At 55.9% G+C, this 16,929-nt stretch carries 16 protein-coding genes; 15 read left to right on the top strand and 1 reads right to left on the bottom strand.

The window, feature by feature from the left end:
- The first annotated feature begins 29 nt into the window (after nucleotides 1–29).
- The 9 genes from G7Y44_RS04305 (at nucleotide 30) to G7Y44_RS04265 (ending at nucleotide 9,798) form a co-directional block, all read left to right on the top strand.
- Nucleotides 30–1,184 carry an acyl-CoA dehydrogenase family protein gene (locus tag G7Y44_RS04305; RefSeq protein WP_165247845.1) on the top strand — a complete coding sequence of 385 codons (1,155 nt, stop codon included), beginning with the start codon at nucleotides 30–32 and terminating at the stop codon, nucleotides 1,182–1,184.
- A gap of 85 nt (nucleotides 1,185–1,269) precedes the next feature.
- Nucleotides 1,270–2,025, top strand: a complete 756-nt coding sequence (locus G7Y44_RS04300) for an electron transfer flavoprotein (RefSeq protein ID WP_165247843.1) — start codon at nucleotides 1,270–1,272, stop codon at nucleotides 2,023–2,025.
- Nucleotides 2,026–2,035: 10 nt separating this feature from the next.
- Nucleotides 2,036–2,926, top strand: a complete 891-nt coding sequence (locus tag G7Y44_RS04295; RefSeq protein WP_165247841.1) for an electron transfer flavoprotein subunit alpha/FixB family protein — start codon at nucleotides 2,036–2,038, stop codon at nucleotides 2,924–2,926.
- A gap of 30 nt (nucleotides 2,927–2,956) precedes the next feature.
- Complete coding sequence (locus tag G7Y44_RS04290) at nucleotides 2,957–4,270, top strand: FAD-dependent oxidoreductase (RefSeq protein WP_165247839.1); 1,314 nt, start codon at nucleotides 2,957–2,959, stop codon at nucleotides 4,268–4,270.
- Between the two features lie 15 nt (nucleotides 4,271–4,285).
- Complete coding sequence (locus tag G7Y44_RS04285) at nucleotides 4,286–4,597, top strand: ferredoxin family protein (RefSeq protein WP_165247837.1); 312 nt, start codon at nucleotides 4,286–4,288, stop codon at nucleotides 4,595–4,597.
- 84 nt (nucleotides 4,598–4,681) lie between these two features.
- On the top strand, nucleotides 4,682–5,365 hold the full coding sequence (locus G7Y44_RS04280; RefSeq protein ID WP_165247836.1) for a hypothetical protein: 684 nt from the start codon (nucleotides 4,682–4,684) through the stop codon (nucleotides 5,363–5,365).
- 212 nt (nucleotides 5,366–5,577) lie between these two features.
- Nucleotides 5,578–7,353, top strand: a complete 1,776-nt coding sequence (locus G7Y44_RS04275; protein ID WP_165247834.1) for an AAA family ATPase — start codon at nucleotides 5,578–5,580, stop codon at nucleotides 7,351–7,353.
- A 148-nt stretch (nucleotides 7,354–7,501) separates the two neighbouring features.
- A complete protein-coding gene (locus tag G7Y44_RS04270) occupies nucleotides 7,502–8,113 on the top strand; it encodes a rubrerythrin family protein (RefSeq protein WP_241158091.1) in 612 nt (203 codons plus the stop codon).
- Nucleotides 8,114–8,277: 164 nt separating this feature from the next.
- Nucleotides 8,278–9,798, top strand: a complete 1,521-nt coding sequence (locus G7Y44_RS04265; RefSeq protein WP_165247832.1) for an IMP dehydrogenase — start codon at nucleotides 8,278–8,280, stop codon at nucleotides 9,796–9,798.
- Nucleotides 9,799–9,929: 131 nt separating this feature from the next.
- Here the strand turns inward: G7Y44_RS04265 and G7Y44_RS04260 are convergent, their stop codons facing one another.
- Nucleotides 9,930–10,856 (bottom strand): LysR family transcriptional regulator, encoded by a 927-nt coding sequence (locus tag G7Y44_RS04260; RefSeq protein ID WP_165043168.1) that lies wholly within the window; start codon nucleotides 10,854–10,856, stop codon nucleotides 9,930–9,932.
- A 389-nt stretch (nucleotides 10,857–11,245) separates the two neighbouring features.
- Here G7Y44_RS04260 and G7Y44_RS04255 point away from each other — a divergent pair, with 389 nt between their 5' ends.
- From G7Y44_RS04255 to G7Y44_RS04235, 6 genes are all read left to right on the top strand, one after another.
- Nucleotides 11,246–12,583, top strand: coding sequence for a phenylacetate--CoA ligase family protein (locus tag G7Y44_RS04255; RefSeq protein ID WP_165043165.1), 1,338 nt, complete (start codon nucleotides 11,246–11,248; stop codon nucleotides 12,581–12,583).
- On the top strand, nucleotides 12,583–13,236 hold the full coding sequence (locus G7Y44_RS04250; RefSeq protein ID WP_165043163.1) for a LysR substrate-binding domain-containing protein: 654 nt from the start codon (nucleotides 12,583–12,585) through the stop codon (nucleotides 13,234–13,236). The genes G7Y44_RS04255 and G7Y44_RS04250 overlap by 1 nt, the downstream gene beginning before the upstream one ends.
- Before the next feature lie 230 nt (nucleotides 13,237–13,466).
- Nucleotides 13,467–14,051, top strand: a complete 585-nt coding sequence (locus G7Y44_RS10390) for a 2-oxoacid:acceptor oxidoreductase family protein (protein ID WP_241159177.1) — start codon at nucleotides 13,467–13,469, stop codon at nucleotides 14,049–14,051.
- On the top strand, nucleotides 14,048–14,617 hold the full coding sequence (locus tag G7Y44_RS10385) for a 4Fe-4S binding protein (protein WP_241159176.1): 570 nt from the start codon (nucleotides 14,048–14,050) through the stop codon (nucleotides 14,615–14,617). The genes G7Y44_RS10390 and G7Y44_RS10385 overlap by 4 nt, the downstream gene beginning before the upstream one ends.
- Nucleotides 14,618–15,961 carry a pyruvate ferredoxin oxidoreductase gene (gene porA / locus G7Y44_RS04240; protein ID WP_241159175.1) on the top strand — a complete coding sequence of 448 codons (1,344 nt, stop codon included), beginning with the start codon at nucleotides 14,618–14,620 and terminating at the stop codon, nucleotides 15,959–15,961.
- Nucleotides 15,961–16,899 carry a thiamine pyrophosphate-dependent enzyme gene (locus G7Y44_RS04235; RefSeq protein ID WP_165247830.1) on the top strand — a complete coding sequence of 313 codons (939 nt, stop codon included), beginning with the start codon at nucleotides 15,961–15,963 and terminating at the stop codon, nucleotides 16,897–16,899. Before porA ends, G7Y44_RS04235 begins: the two co-directional genes overlap by 1 nt.
- Nucleotides 16,900–16,929 lie beyond the last annotated feature (30 nt).

The following is a 16,929-nucleotide window of genomic DNA, read 5'->3' as shown; positions in this document are numbered from 1 at the left end:
CCTCCGGACTTTCACAGATTGGAGTAATCATGTCTTATTTCCTCACTGAAGAGCAGGAGCTTATTCGTGAATCCGTTCGCGAGATGGCTGTCAACGAGATTCGTCCGCGTGTCATGGAGATTTACGACGTTGAGAAACATGAGCAGTTCATCCGCGATATGCAGAAGCGTTTCGGGGAGTTGGGTGTGCTCGGAATCATTGCACCCGAGGTTGTAGGTGGCAGCGAGATGTCCCTGAGCGCGCTTCTTGCTGTGCAAGAAGAGGTGGCCAAGGAATGTCCCGAACTGGCTCTTCACCTGATGCTTCAGTGCGCCTACACGCCTGCGCTTATGCTTATGCCCGAGGTCGGCATGAAGTGGTGCCCGAAGGTCTTCAGTGGTGAAGCGATTTTTGCAGGCACCATGACTGACCCCGCTGGCGCCATGAATCATGGCGAGTGGAGCGAGGGCGTTGTCAAAGTGGGGGATGAATTCATCATCAACACCACGAAGAATTTCTGCACCGCTGGTGATATCGCCGACGTGCTCTTTGTCTATGTGCAGTATCAGGGCTCGATGATGGGCCTGGTTGTTGAGAAGGACACCCCCGGTGTGGAACTGTCTCTAGACCCCACGTGTGGCCTGACGGCTGGATTCACCAACATCTCGTTCACCGATGTGCATGTGCCCGAGTCGTGGACATGCGATATGAGTTGGTGGTCGAAGGACGGCGTGCCCGTCATGGGAACGGTGGGCGGTCCTGCCTCCACTCTGACGGCATCGGTGTGCAACTTGGGTTTGATGGAGGGTCTGTTTGATCGTACCGTTGAGCATTGCAAGAGTCGCACCATTCAGGGCAAGCCTATGATCGAGCGCTCTGACATTCAGGCGAAACTTGCCCGTATCAAGGTGAAGATCGAGGCGCTGCGTGCTGTTCTCTACGATGCCGCGCGTTTGAGCGAAGAAGGCAAGCCCAACATGGAGTTGGTGCATTGCGCGAAGGTTATGGCCAACGATCTTGGTGCTCCGGTGTGCTACGAGCTCGTTACGCTGTTTGGCGGTCTGGGCTTCGCTGTCGAAACTGGTGTGGAACGCTATTACCGCGATACGCTTGGTCTGGCCATTGCTGACTGCACTACGGACATGCATCTGTCCTCCCTGGCAGCTCAGATGGGCTTCCCGGGTGCGGTGAATGCGGCGTTCTAAGCGCCTTGTCGACAACAGCACAAGAACTGTTGGGTAGCGATAATTCTGACGAAATTGATACCTGCCAATGAGCGAAAGGGAAGAGATGAAGATACTGGTCGCTTTCAAAATTCTCCCGGATGATCAAGACATCAGGGTGGCAGCTGACGGAAGTCTCGATTTCTCCAAGGCGAAACCAATCGTGTCGTCTTACGATGCGAACGCTATGGAAGAGGCAGCGCAGTTGGCGAAAGCGTGCGGTGCTGAAGTGGTGGGAATTACGGTGGGCTCTTCAGCTATCGATGATTCCAAGGTGAAAAAGAACGCGCTGTCCCGGGGTTTGGATCGACTGGTGATGGTGGCAGATGATACGTGCGACAACTTGGATTCTCACGCTACAGCAGCCGTTTTGACCCAAATTGCCGAGAAAGAAGCCGGATGGGATCTAATCCTGTGCGGTGATGGATCGGCGGACAACTACGCTCAGCAGGTAGATGTGCAGCTTGCTGCAGCTCTTGGCGCTCCAAGTGTTAACGGGGTGACCTCCATCAAGCTCCAAGATGGATGCATCGTCTGCGAGAGGGCGCTCGAATCCTCGATTGAAACAGTTGAGGTTTCCTTGCCGGCCGTTGTGTCGGTGACGCCCTCAATCGCAGAGGCCCGTGTTCCAGGTATGAAGGACATTCTGGCGGCAGGCAAAAAACCCGTAGAGGCACTGGTTTTGGAGACAGATCTGAGTGCATCGGTTGAAGTTGTTTCGGTTAAAGCTCCTGATCAGGCATCGCGGGCATGTGAAGTGCTCGAAGCGGGAGAAGACAGAGCTATAGAAAAGGTCGCTGCAGCCATTCGCGCTGCTCTGTAAGGAGGATTCCATGACTAAGGCAATGGTAATTGCGGAGCATGTCGATGCGGCACGCGAACTTTGCGCCGGAGCACGATCTCTTGCTGATGAAGTGGTGCTGGTGGCGTTTTGTGCGGCTCCAGATAATTGTGCCGACCGCGTAGCGGCGGTCGAGGTGCCGAGCGGCTGTGCTCTAGACGATGCCTATGCGACGCTCATACCTTTTCTTGAAGAAGAAGGCCCCGAAGTTGTTTTGGTGGAGCCGACCAAGCGTATGAAGTCGGTTGCCGGTAGGTTGGCGGCCTATATGGGAACGGCCGTGATTACCGATGTTGCAGCGCTTGAAGACGGTGTTGCGCGCGGCATGTACTACGGAGGCGTGGGGCAGAGAGATCAAAGGCCGACAACGAGTTGCGCGATGTATACGATTCAGCCAGGTGTTTTTGCCGAGTGCGTGCCTTCTGGTGAGAACCAGGTCGTTGTCCTGGACTGGGTTGCTCCTGCAGCGGCTCTAAAGGTTCTCAGTACTACTCCGATTGAGAAGAAAGGTGTCGACTTAACGAAGGCCGATGTCGTTGTTGCGGTGGGTCGTGGGTTCGGCAGTGCCGAGGAACTGCAAGTAGCAGAGGATTTGGCTGCATCGCTCGGCGGTGGCGTGGGTTGTACACGCCCGCTTGCCGAAGGTGCCGATTTGATGCCCGCAGAAACCTATATCGGAGTGTCGGGGCTTGTTGTTGCACCGAAAGTGTACGTTGCTGCTGGCTTGTCCGGCCAGATGCAGCACATGGTTGGATGCGCGAAGTCGGGTCTTGTCGTTGCGGTTAACAAGGACAAGAATGCCCCGGTGTTCAAGCAATGCGATTACGGGCTGATCGGCGACGTCGCAACAGTTCTTCCCGCACTGACTGCTGCACTGTCATAACCGCGCGGTACGTTCGAGAGGCGGTTAAGTATGGAAGAGCGAGATTTCGACATCATCGTTGTCGGTTGTGGATGTGCTGGAGCTATAGCGGCATATGTGGCTGCGAAGCAGAGCAAGTCGGTTCTTGTGGTCGAGCGAGGAGAATTTGCCGGAGCTAAGAACATGACCGGTGGTCGTCTTTACACCCATTCACTTCGGGCGGTGCTTGAAGCATATGCCGATGGCGAGGTGGATTGGGACGATATTCCTTTTGAGCGCAAGATCACTCATGAGCGAATGTCACTGCTCGGTACGTCATCTGCGATGACTGTCGATTACACGTCGGAGGCGTTTGGTCGTGAGGGGCAAGAGAGCTACTCAGTACTGCGTGCGACGTTTGACCAGTGGCTATTTGATCTGGCCGAGTCTGCCGGTTGCGAAATGATAACGGGCATTGCCGTAGAGTCTCTGGTGAAGGATGAATCGGGTGCTGTCATTGGCGTAAAAGCTGGCGATGATGAGATTACCGCCCAGGTTGTCATCATCGCCGAAGGTCAGAATTCGCTTCTTACTGAACGTGAACTTGGTGCTCCGCGACCTAAAACCAATCAGATGGCAGTTGGCATCAAAGAGGTGTTTGCGCTTGATTCCGATGTGATTGGCGATCGTTTCCTTTGTCAGAAGGATGAAGGCGCTGCCATGCTTTTTGTGGGCGACTGTACGCATGGAGTTGTTGGCGGGGGGTTCATGTACGCCAACAAAGAGAGCGTGAGTTTAGGCTTGGTGTCAACGATATCCGAGATGGAGAAGGCAGACACAACGATTTATCAGGCTATGGAGGATTTCAAACATCATCCTGCTGTTGCGCCCATTATCCGTGGTGCGGAAATGGTCGAACATTCTGGTCACATGGTTGCTGAAGGCGGCTTCAATATGATTCCCCGTTACGTATATGATGGGGCGCTTGTTGCAGGGGATGCCGCCATGCTGTGCATGAATCTCGGTTATATGGTTCGGGGAATGGATTTGGCTATTGCCTCGGGCCGTTTCGCCGCCGAGACTGCTTGCGAAGCCATAGACAACCACGATGTGAGCACGAAGGGTTTGAGCTCATATCAGAGTCGGCTTGAGAATTCCTTTGTCGTGAAGGACATGAAGACGTTTAAGGAATGGCCGGAGACAATGGAGCGATGGGACTCCATGTTCAGTGACTATCCCCAAATGGTAGGAGAGTTGTTTGACACGATGTTTGTGGTGGACGGCACCCCGATGAAGCCATTAGGTAAGCGCATGTTTCCCATCATCAAGCGTCGAGGGTTGCTCAAGCTTGCCGGTGAGGTTCGCCGCGCGTTGCGAGCATTGTAGAGAGGGAGCCAGAAGATGACGAGCTTTCCCGAGATAATCGTAAACGTTGACGAATTGATTAGCGTTAACAGGTACGAGGTTGATGAAGACAATGCCCATATCGAGCTGAATTCTCAGGATATCGACAGTCTTGATGACGTTGAGTTTGGAAAGCTCGTGCGTGTTTGTCCGGCGGCTTTGTACAAGGTCGATTCCGACGGCCACAAGTCGTTTGACTATGCAGGTTGTCTTGAGTGCGGTACGTGCCGCATAGCCTGCGAAGGGACCATTGTATCCAAATGGGAGCAACCGGGTCCCACGATGGGTGTTCAGTATCGGTTCGGATAGGTGAGGCTGATACGCGCTTGTGCAAGGCGCGTTGAAGTACAAGGGGGAGCAAGGAGGCTCCCTAGAAAAGAAAGGAAGAGAGTCATGGCAGAGAAGAAGCGTTATTACACCGACGAGGAACTGCAGCAGATGGCAAAGACGCCGGTCGAGATTACTCGTGAGGCGCTTGAGAATGGCGACGTGGAAACCGCTAAGCAGGGTTTCGAAGGCGTCATGGGTTATTTCAAGATGGTACATGATATGTATCTCGATTGGTGCACTGCTCTGATGACCTACATCTACGAGAACGAGGGCGCTGATGCTCTGGAGAAGGCATTTACACCCAGCGTGCGTGCATCCATGGCCGATACGCTGCGCATGCTTCCCCAGATGACCTACGAACAGGCCGTGCAAGCGATGGTCATGACGTATATGTGCCATCTGGAGCCTCTTGAGATTTCCGAGGACGACGAGAAACTCACCGTGAACATGAAGCACTGCGGGGCTTGCCAGCGTCAGCGTGAGGACGGATGCTATGGTTGCGACGGCCCCTTCGCCGCGATGTCTAAGCATTCTACGACGTGGGATACGGATGATTTCCCCGTTTATGGTGTGCATGCGCCCATCATCGACAAGATCGCCATTGAAGAGACGGGACGCATTTGGTTTGCTTATGAGCATGCGAATCCGGTTGGATCGGCTCCTTGCAAGATTTCCCTGTACAAGGATCCCAATGATATTCCCGAAGAGCTTTATACCCGCATTGGCTACGAGAAGCCCCAGATGTAGGCCATTGTCCTGTAACCTCACAGTCTCCTGAAACTGCTGCCCCCTTCCAAAACGGAAGGGGGCGTTTTTTACTGTCGGTTTACGTTGGCGGACAGTGGGCGCTATGGCTTGCTGAAGCGGGCGGAAGTTGGAGATAGCGTATAATTACCCGAAAGCTCGCGCGGCGCGCACTTCACCGCGCAGATGAGGTATCAAGCGAGAAAGCGGCATTCATGGACAAAGGAACTCCCGGCATCTACGAAAACGGGATCTTTCGTAAGGGCAACGTGCGTATATCCGATCTGGCGGGCCGCAAGGTGTTGCCTGTTGGTAACAGCAGTTTCACCTCTGTTGTTGAGAACGCAGTGTTTGTCGATAAATCCATGCTTATAGCTGACGTACTCGATAGTGGGTCGGTCGCCATGCTGTTCTGTCGCCCGCGCCGTTTTGGCAAATCGCTCAATTTGAGTATGCTGCAGCGGTTTTTCGAAATTCCTTCTCCGAACGACTTTGTTGGTGCGGATACAAAACCTCTGTTTTGTGGACTTGCTATCTGGGATGCAGAGGGTGGGCGCTACCGTGAGTACTATCAAGCATATCCCGTTATCCGTTTTTCGTTCAACAACTTAAAAAGCCTGGACTGGGAGGGTTTTCTGAGTGGCATTGCCGCTTCAATTGCTGCAGAGTACCGTCGGCATGGTTATCTTGCGGAAAGTGATCGTTTGAGCGATATCGACCAAGGGCTTTTTGCTCGTATTGCCACAGGCGAGACAGACCAAGGCTCTCTCGTGCAATCGTTGTTGCTACTGTCGACGCTTCTGGCCAGGCATTATGGTCGCCGTTCTGTGGTGTTGATCGATGAATACGATGCACCGGTAATGGCCGGGCATTCCTACGGCTACTATGACGAGGTTGTTGCTTTTTTAAAAGCTTGGCTCACGGGCGCTCTTAAGGATAACGAGGCGCTTGCATTCGCTGTGCTCACAGGTGTGCAGCGTATTTCGAGAGAGTCAATCTTTTCCGATCTCAATAATCTTGTGGTAAACACATCATTGAATGTCGATTCAGATGAGCGTTACGGATTCACCAAGGAGGAGGTGGATGCGCTTGCGGAGTACTGCGGAACGACATCATGCATGGATGACGTGCAAACTTGGTACGATGGCTATCGGTTTGGCAAAGTGGACGTGTACAACCCTTGGAGTGTGGTGAGCTGTTTCAGCCAGGGATATCAGACCGACGTATATTGGGGCAACACCTCCAGCAACTCGGTAATCGGTGAAGTGGTGCGTAATGCAAGCGAGGATGTGCTGGCTGAGTTGTTTTCCCTGTTAGAGCAAGGCGGCACGATTGCTTCCCCGCTTGATTTGCGCGTTGTTTTTCCCGATCTGGGTGTACGGGAGGAAGCAGTATGGAGCATGCTGTATCTGGCCGGTTATCTGACGACCGACGACACGGAATTCCCGAATGACACCGATGTAATGCGCCTTCTGCGTATTCCTAATTTGGAGGTGGCGAAACTATTCCGCAGCGAAATCCTCCAACGGTTTTCCGAAGCAGCTGGTGGGCGAGATCGGTTGAGTGCTTTGCATCGGGCGTTGATTTGTGGTGAGGCGCAGGCTGTGCAAGAAGAGCTCACACGTATTATGCTGAGCTCGGCTAGTTTCTTCGATTTAACGCGCGAAAACAGCTACCACATGCTTATGCTGGGTCTCTTGTTTGGCTTGCGCGGCTATGCAGATCCGGTGTCGAATCGTGAAGCAGGGCGCGGACGTTTTGATATCCTTCTCACTCCTTGTGAGCCTGACCGCAATCCTGCTATTGTCATCGAGTTAAAGTACGCTGCACCTGATACACCTGGCGCAGCCGACTTGGCCGCTCTTGCCACTGCTGCGCTTACACAAGCAATCGATCGTGCTTATGGAGCGGCGAGTGCGCACGGCGCTGCCGGAGTACAGTACTTCGGCGTGGCTGCGAGTGGAAAAAACGTAGTCGTTGCATGCGCTTAGGTATCAACTTGTAAACCTTGCGAAGCTTATTGATATTTTGTATCAATAAGATACACTTGCGCTAGCTTGAGGGAGGAAATGCGCTGCCAACGTTTCGGCGGATTGCAGAGGAATCCTGAAGCACTATCCCGAAGACGAAAAGGAGATCATGATGATCGTTCGCGACGTTATTCCCACCCCTGAGAATTCTTCCAACTTCCATGCGGTAACTGAGTCCGCCACCACGGCTGGCACCACGCTGGACAACCTGAAGGCAGCCGTTTGCGGCGAAACAGGAGCTTCCGCCAAGTACGCTGCGTGCGCCGTTAAGGCTGACGAGGAAGGATTCGCGCAGGCTGCCAAGCTGTTCCGCGCCGCTTCCGCTGCCGAGCAGATTCACATTGGCATGGAAGCAGCTCTTATTGCCGAGCTGGAGGAAGGCTATGAGCGCCCTACCGCTGATGAGGTTGTTGTTGAGGCAACTGACCTGAACCTCATTGGTGCTGCGCAGGGCGAAATCTACGAGACTGCTGACATGTATCCTACCTTCATCAACAAGGCTATCGAAGAGGGCAACGCCAAGGCTGTTCGCGTGTTTACCCGCGCCAAGCTGGCTGAGTCGGTGCATGCAGAGAAGTATATGGAGGCGTACAACAACCTGGATGCCGTCGATAACGACGACTACTTCCTGTGCCCCATCTGCGGCTACATCGAGAAGGGTGACAACTTCGAGAAGTGCCCCATCTGCGGTTGCGCCGCCGACAAGTTCCAGCGCTTCTAAGCTGTGCGGAATCGCAGAACAGCACCATCGCGTGTGACGAACGGGTCCATTCGGGCCCGTTCTTTTTTGCCGTGTGCGGGACTGCGCCAGGTATTCCCGTGCTTTGCGTAGTACAATAGCGCGATATTCGTTCATCCATCGTGCCGAGTGAAGAAGGAGATCTCATGGCCTACTATTTCGAAGAGCCGTCCCGTACATTTAATGAGTATCTGCTCGTTCCGGGGCACACTCCTTCCACGTGCGTTCCGACTGCAGTCAGCTTGAAAACGCCGCTGGTGAAGTATCGCCCCGCCGAAGAGGAATGCCCGCTGTCGCTGAATACACCCATGGTGAGCGCCATCATGGCTGCCGTGTCGGATGATCACATGGCGGTGGCGTTGGCGACCGAAGGCGGCTTGTCGTTCATCTATGGCAACCAGTCTATTGAGGATGAGGCTGCCATGGTGAAGCGCGTTAAAGACCACAAAGCCGGCTTCGTGGAAAGCGATGCGAACCTGTCGCCCGACATGACCTTAGCCGATGTTGTGGAGCTGAAGGAGCGGCTGGGACACTCTACCATGCCGGTTACCGTGGGCGCAAAATCCAACGGCAAGCTGTTGGGTATTGTAACTGAGCGTGACTACCGTCTTTCGCGCATGAGCTTAGACGAGAAGGTTGCCAATTTCATGACTCCGCGCGAAAAGCTGATCGTGGCACCGGCCGATACCACGCTGAAGGCTGCCAACGATATCATTTGGGATCACAAGCTGAACTCGCTTCCCGTGGTTGATGAGAACGACTGTCTGAAGTATATGGTGTTCCGTAAGGACTACGATTCACACAAGTCGAACCCCAACGAGATGCTCGACTCACAGAAGCGCTACATGGTGGGTGCGGGTATCAACTCGCGCGACTATGCCGAGCGCGTTCCGGCGCTGGTGGAGGCCGGCGTCGACGTGATCTGCATCGACAGTTCCGAGGGTTATTCCGACTGGCAGAAGATGACTATCGAGTGGGTACGCGAGAATTACGGCGACACCGTGAAGATTGGCGCTGGTAACGTCGTTGACGACGAAGGCTTCCGCTTCTTGGCCGACGCAGGTGCCGACTTCGTGAAGATTGGCATCGGTGGCGGTTCCATCTGCATTACCCGCGAGACGAAGGGCATCGGCCGCGGCCAGGCAACTGCCACCATCGAGGTTGCCAAGGCTCGCGATGCCTACTTCAAGGAGACGGGTGTGTACGTGCCTATCTGCTCCGATGGTGGCATCGTGTATGACCATCATATTTCGCTGGCGCTTGCCATGGGTGCCGATTTCGTGATGCTGGGTCGCTACTTCGCCCGCTTTGACGAAAGCCCGTCTGCTAAGGTGATGGTCAACGGCACCTACATGAAGGAATACTGGGGCGAAGGCTCTGCGCGTGCACGCAACTGGGGGCGCTACGATTTGGGCGGCAAGAAGAAGGCGCTGTCGTTCGAAGAGGGTGTTGACTCGTACGTACCCTACGCCGGCAGCCTGAAGGATAACATGGATGTCACACTGCTGAAGCTGAAGTCGACCATGTGCAACTGTGGTGCGCTTACCATTCCTGAATTCCAGCAGAAGGCAAAACTAACGCTCGTGTCGTCAACATCTATTGTTGAGGGCGGTGCACATGACGTGCTGCTGAAGGACAAAGCGCCGTACGTGAGTAACGCGCGATAATATCGAACAATAACGATGTATAGCGGCACCCCTTAACTGCGGGGTGCCGCTTGTTTCAACCTATAGAATGCGGCGGTTTATTCTCCGCTTTAACGCTTTCCCATAACTGTGGAGTGCCGCTGCGTTTCAACTTACCCCAAATAGTGCGTGACAGTGGGGTTCGCTTCAATGATGCGGTGTAGTTCCGACAAGTAGCTGCGAAGCAGGGCATGTGGCTTGCGCTCGTTGTGCATGATGTAGCCGACCTGCATCACTTCGTCGCAGGTAAGCGGAATACGGCTGATTCCCGATGTCATTTCTCCTGAAAGCACGCCGGTTGACAGCGTGTAGCCGTTGTGACTCGAAAGCAGCTGTGAAAGGGTGCCGCGGTCGGAGATGCGGATGTTGCGGGAATGTGGCAGGTATGACAGTGGCTCTTCTGCGTAGTAAAACGAGTTCATGGAACCCTGCTCGAATGAGTAGCGCGGGTACGGCTCTAAGTCTTCGGGAGTTAGCGATGTGTGGTTTGCCAGTGGGTGTCGCTCGCCCACGAATACGTGTACCTTCGCGTCGAACAGGGGAAAGAACGCCACGTCGGCATCGTCAAGCGCTTTTTGAATGACACGCTTATTAAAGCTGTCCATATATAAGATACCCACTTCGCTGCGAAACGACCGTACGTCATCGATGATCTCGCTCGTTGCGCATTCGCGCATGATGAATTCGTAGTCTTCTCCCTCGCACGACTCGATGACGTTCACAAACGCCTGCACCGAGAACGCATAGTGTTGTGTGGAAACAGCGAGGCGTACGTGCGAGCTGTCCTGACCGGCGTAGCGCGCCTCCAACATGTCGGCCTGTTCGATGACCTGGCGGGCGTAACCCAAAAGCTCGGTGCCGTCGTTGGTGAGGGTGACGCCGCGGTTACTGCGCGTGAAAATGCTAATGCCCAGCTCGCGTTCGAGCTCCTTGATCGCAGTCGACAGGTTCGACTGCGATGCGTACAGGTTTTGGGCGGCGGCGTTAATGGAGCCGTACTCGGCGATGGCAATGAGGTATCGAAGCTGGGTGAGGGTCATGAGGGACCTCCGTTGAAGCAGTGGGCGTAAACAATCGGATTCGGTGGCAATGCGCTGCGCAGCGTGCGACGCGCGAGGTGTTTCCATAGCTTAACGGTAATAACGAAAACGTGGCAATACAATATAGCGATAATAGGTTATCGGTATGTGAAAGGGGAGGGGGTCGAAGAAAGGGTGAACGCAAGGCGAGATGAGGACTCGTTCTTGCAAGGGCGGATTCCGGCAGAAGTTGAAGCGACATCATCTCAGTCTTTTATTTCACCTGGCAATCTATTATACAGATAACAAAGCATCAAAACATCGAATGACGCCAAGGGTTGATCGATACGTGTCGCCATGGTTTCATAAGCGGTGCTGTTTTCAAGAGGATACGAGAGAAAGCGACCGACATGGCAAAGAAGGACATTCCGTACGATCAGAAGTACTACGACCCGGAAATCGAGTGCATGCCGCGCGAAGAGCTTGAGGCGCTGCAACTTGAGCGCCTGCAAGCCATGGTGAGCTATGCCTACGAGAATGCGCCGTACTACAAGCGCTCGTTTGACGAGGCGGGCGTGTCGCCGCAGGATATCACGTGTCTCGCCGACATCGCAAAGTTCCCCTTCATCGATAAGAAGACCGAGCGTGAAACACAGCATGTGGGCAGTTTCTTCGGTGAGCTGTGTACGGTTCCTGAGGAAGACGTCATCTTTATGGCAACTTCGTCGGGCTCAACCGGCGTGCCCACGGTGTCGCCGTTCACGCAGGAGGACTTCGACCTGTGGCAAGACACCGAAGCGCGCCTGTTCTGGCAGGCGGGCATGCGTCCGAACGACCGCTACGTGCACGGCCTAAACTTCGCTCTATACGTGGGCGGCCCCGACGTCATCGGCGCGCAACGTTTGGGCGCGCTCGCCATTTGGGTGGGTGCCGTGCCGTCCGACCGGTTGTTGTTCGTGCTGAAGCAGTACCAGCCGACGGTCATTTGGACAAGCCCTAGCTATGCGTGGACTTTGGGCGAAAAGGCCAAGGAAAAGGGCTACGACCCGCGCACCGACTTCAACATTCACACTATCATCGTTGCTGGTGAGCCGGGCGGTTCCATCAAGAGCACGCGCGAGGCTATCGAGAATTTGTGGGGCGCGAAGGTGGTTGACTTCTTCGGTCTGTCCGACATCTACGGCGCGTGCGCCGCGGCGTGTGAAGCACACGATGGTCTGCATATCGTGGAAGACCAAATTCTGGTCGAAACAGTTGACCCGGCAACTGGGGAGGTACTTGAACCCGGCAAGACCGGTGAGCTCGTGTACACCACGCTCATGAAGAAGGCTCGTCCGATGATTCGTTTCCGCACGGGTGATATCGGGTACGTGTCAACCGAGAAGTGCGAATGTGGTCGAACGCTGGCGCGCATTCACATTACCGGCCGCAAAGACGAGATGTTCATTGTGGGTGCTGTGAACGTATTCCCCAGCGACGTCGAGTACGTGGTTCGCGCCGAGAAGGGGCTGACTGGCGAGTACCTGATTCGTGTATACGATCAGAACTACACCACGAAGTACGAGGTGTCGGTTGAGCGCGCGCAGGGCAGCGCTGAGCCCTTCGACGAGGTGGCTCGCCGTGTAGAGGCGGCGCTGAAGGCCCATTGTGGCGTGCGTCCGGCCAAGGTTTTGGTGTACGATGCCGGCAAGCTGGGAACGTCTTCCGAGCACAAGGCATCCCGCTTCATCGACGAAAGGGGCAACTAATGTCTATCGCGTTCTCCGTTTCCCAACAGCACTACCTGTTCGGTGTCCAAACGTTCGCCCATACCGTTTTGGCTGCGGGCGGCGATTCTTACCGCTATCTGCTGCGCGACACCACTACGCAAGGCGTGTTCGACGATGTTTCCTCGGGCGTGAGCGAAGTGGGCCTGATTATGCGTACTACCACGTCGGAAGCGGTGCTCGACGCGGCTATCGCCGAGGCTGGTTTGGAATTCACCGAACTGGCGAAAAGCGCGCCGCGTGTGGCGCTGCCGGTAAGCCATCCGCTGTCGAATGCGTCACGTCTTTCCTTAGACGATCTGGAGGATTGGCCTTACATCCGCTTCGATCAGGGTGCTGATGTGCCAGAGGAGTTCTTTGAGGAAGCGCTGTCGGACGTGGCGCGCGACAAGACGATCATCTGCACCGACCGCGCTACCTTAAGTGAGCTGGCCACGGCGCTGAACGGCTACACGGTTACCAGCGGCATTTTGGTGGGCATTGCCGACGGTACGAGCTTGACCACGGTTGAGCTTGATACCGATGTGAAGCTGCACCTAGGTATTGTTACGAAGCAGGGCGCGTGCTTAAGCCCACTTGGTGAGCGCTTCGTGAGTGGCCTGAAGAAGAGCCTGGAGCGTTACGCTCGGGAGTAAGCGGTAGGTTCGAGGTTCGTGCGTACCGCGCTCGCGTGATATGTGGAGGCCCGTCTCCCCGCAGGGGGCGGGCCGCTGTTGTTGTTAGAAGCGCGGGCAGTTCGGACGGTTGCGGGTGGCGGTGTGCGAGGGCGAGCCATCTGTCGACGACTTTTTCTGAAGCAGCGCGGGAGCGGTATACTTGCATTCTCTGTAACTGGATGAGAGTTATTCGTCAGAGAGGGACGTGCATGATCGAAATACTGTGGCATGGACGCGGCGGACAAGGCGCGTTCACGGCGGCGCGCCTGTTGGGCGCAGCGTCATCGCTGCGTGAAGGGCGCTATGCGCTAGCGTTCCCGTCGTTTGGGCCGGAGCGGCGTGGTGCGCCCATGCGTGCGTTTACGAAGGTGTCCGATGCGCCCATTGGCGACCGCAGCGCTGTCACGCGCGCCGATTATGTGGTATATCTGGACGAAACGCTGCTTTCGAGCGGATGGCAGGCTGAGGTGAAGCCGGGCGGTTGCGTGCTGGTAAACAGCGCTCGCTCGGCAGTCGATCTGACTGCCGCCTTCGGAGACTCGGCGGACGCCCACATTATCGCCATCGACGCGAACGGGATATCCGAAGCGTTGCTTGGCAGACCCATTCCTAATACAGTATTCTTAGGAGCCATTTCGGCGCTTGGCAACACGCTTTCTGCCGACGAGGTGAAGCAAGCCATTCGTCAGTACATGCCAGCGAAACTGCACGAGAAGAACGAGCGTATCGTTGACGAGGCGCGCCGTGTAATGCGAGAGGGTAGTGTCGATGGCAAGGAAGGAACACTCCGATGAACAACGACGTTTCTCGCATTGGTACGGCGGCGAATGTGCCAGTTGGCGATGTGGTGCGCACCTGCGAGCATATTCCCGTTCTGCGTTCGCATCTTGCCTGCCCACCGAGCTTAGATCATGCCGTGTATGCGCGTACTACGTGTTATCCGGCGGGCCACTTGGTGGCGAAGAACGCCGGGTGGCGCAACATACGCCCCGTCATCGATGCCGAGAAGTGTACAAACTGCCTGCAATGCTATCTCTATTGTCCCGATGGCGCTATTTATAGAGTTCCGTCGGTCTGCCGACCGACGGAACTCGCCGACGCTGCGGCCGCACAGGCCACGCCATCTTGCGGCTCCGATCCCTCGTCGCGGCCCGAAGGCCGCTTCCTCGGACTCTCACCGCAATCTGACGTACCCTGTGCGCCCTCGCTGACTGATGTGGACCAGGGAGGTACAAGTCGGCAGGTTAGCCCAGGTGGTGTTGCTGTTGATTACGACTTCTGTAAGGGCTGCGGCATTTGCGTGCGGATGTGTCGCTTTTGGGCCCTTCGCATGATTCCTGAAAGCGAGGCGAATGAGTAGATGAAGCGCTTTCTTTCTGGTGACGAGGCGTTTGCTGAAGGCGTGCGTCTGGCTCGCCCGCAGGTAATTTCCGCCTATCCCATCACGCCGCAGACGGTGGTGGTCGAGCGATTGTCCGAAATGGTGGAATCGGGCCAGCTTGCCGCCGAGTACATTCATGTGGAATCCGAGCATTCGGCTCTGTCTGCTGCCATGGGCGCTGCCGCCACCGGTGCCCGAACGTTTACAGCAACGAGCAGCCAAGGGCTGTTGTACATGGCCGAGGTGCTAACCTACGCGGCAGGCGGGCGGTTTCCCATTGTTATGATGAACGCCAACCGAGCAACGGCACTGCCCTGGAACATCTACGGCGACCAGCGCGATTCACTGGCGCTGCTCGATCACGGGTGGATTCAAGCGTACGCCGAAAACAACCAAGAAGCACTCGATTTGGCGCTCATGGCCTACGCTGTTGCGGAAGACATGCGTGTTCGTATGCCGTTCATGGTAAACCTTGATGGATTTGCGCTCACACATACGTACGAGAACGTGGACATTCCCGAACCCAGCGAAGCTGACGCGATTCTGCCTCCGTACGATGCGGCGGGCAACTGCTTTGATTTCGACCATCCGGTGAACATGGGGTATTCTGCGGGTCCGGAGTTCAATCGTTACTACAAGTATTGGGCACATCGCGATATGGCCGAAGCGGTGCCGCAGGTGGTATCCGTTGTGGAGCGCCGTTTCGAAGAGGTTACCGGACGGCGGTACCCAGGCATGATAGAGGCGATTGATTGCGATGACGCCGAAGTGGTGTTAGTTACGCTCGGGTCGGTTGCCGGGCTCGCCCGTGGTGTTGTGAGCCACTTGCGTGCAAGCGGCGTGCGTGCCGGCTTGCTGAAGATTCGCTACATGCGTCCGTTTCCGGCGCGTCAGATCGCGCGTGCGCTGCACGGTGCAGAAGCGGTGGCCGTGCTGGAAAAAGATATCTCCTTCGGTGCGGAGGGCACGGTGTTCACAAATGTCAATTCGGCGCTGCAACAGGCGGGGATAACCGCTCCTACGTACAACTTCATTGGTGGCTTGGGTGGCGACAATATTTCGGAAGATCACGTTGTGAGTATATTTCGTGCGTTGCAGTGCGTGGCTGCTCAGGTGCGCGAGCAGGGGCGTGCTGCGGCAACCGAGCTACCGCGTGTAACGTTTTTGGGTGTCGATTCTCTTGACCCTGAACCTGGCTGCGGTCGAGTGCTTGGTGGCGAGCTTCGCGACAACGGCGCCGGGTGCGCCGCGCCGAGCTGCGATGGCGACGGCGACTCCAGCAAAGCGCAGGTTTTCTCGGTACGCGAAACGGAGGTGCGGTAATGGCCATCAATGCACGCAACATCACCGATGACGAGCTGTTTTTCGGCCACAAAGCATGCGCGGGTTGCGGCGGATCGCTTGCGGTACGTGCGGCGCTCAAGGTGCTTGGGCCACATGCCGTTGTGGCGCTGCCAGCGGGCTGCATGAGTGCTGTGGGTTTTAACTTTCCGCAGCTGTGCTTTTCCACCAATGCCATCATCACACCGTTTGCTGCCACCGCCGCCGTGCTGTCGGGTATCGAGGCAGGGCTGCGCGTGCAGGGTAAGAAGCTCGAGGATTGTACGGTAGTGGGCTTTGCTGGCGACGGAGGCACGGCTGATATCGGCATCCAGGCGCTGTCGGGTGCTATCGACCGCAACGACGACATCCTGTACATCTGCTACGACAACGAGGCGTACATGAATACGGGCATCCAGAAGTCGTCGCTGACGCCGTTCGGCGCGAAGACCACGACGACACCTGCGGGGAAAAATGCGCACGGGTGCCTGACGCAGAAGAAGAATATGTTCGAAATCGTGGCCGCGCATGGTATTCCGTATGCTGCCACGGCGTCTGTCGGGTATTTACCCGATTTCATGCGCAAGGTGCAGCGTGCAGCCTCCATTCGCGGCACGAAGTACATCCATGTGATTGCGCCGTGTCCGACGGGTTGGGGCTGTGCGGTGGACGACACCATTGATATCGCGAAGGAAATGGTCGACTGCGGGCTGTGGTATTTGGCTGAGTATGAGGGTGCGGACGTGTCGGGCGTGCCGGGTGGCAGTTTCAAGTTGAGCCGCAACCCAAAGCGCTTCGAGGCCGATCCAGTGGCGTTTGGCAGCGTCGAGCATTACCTGCGTCGGCAAGGACGCTTCCGCGCGCTCACCGACGACGAAGTTGCCAGTGTAGTGGCCGGCCGCGATGCGAAATGGGAAGCAATGCGCCGCGATTGGGTATAGGACAACGTGGAATCAAGCACGCAACCTTGC

It is taken from the genome of Adlercreutzia sp. ZJ141 (assembly GCF_011038965.1).
Classification (GTDB): domain Bacteria; phylum Actinomycetota; class Coriobacteriia; order Coriobacteriales; family Eggerthellaceae; genus ZJ141.
The sequence above is the reverse complement of the archived record's forward strand: the minus strand, read 5'-3'. Positions and strand labels throughout refer to the sequence as shown.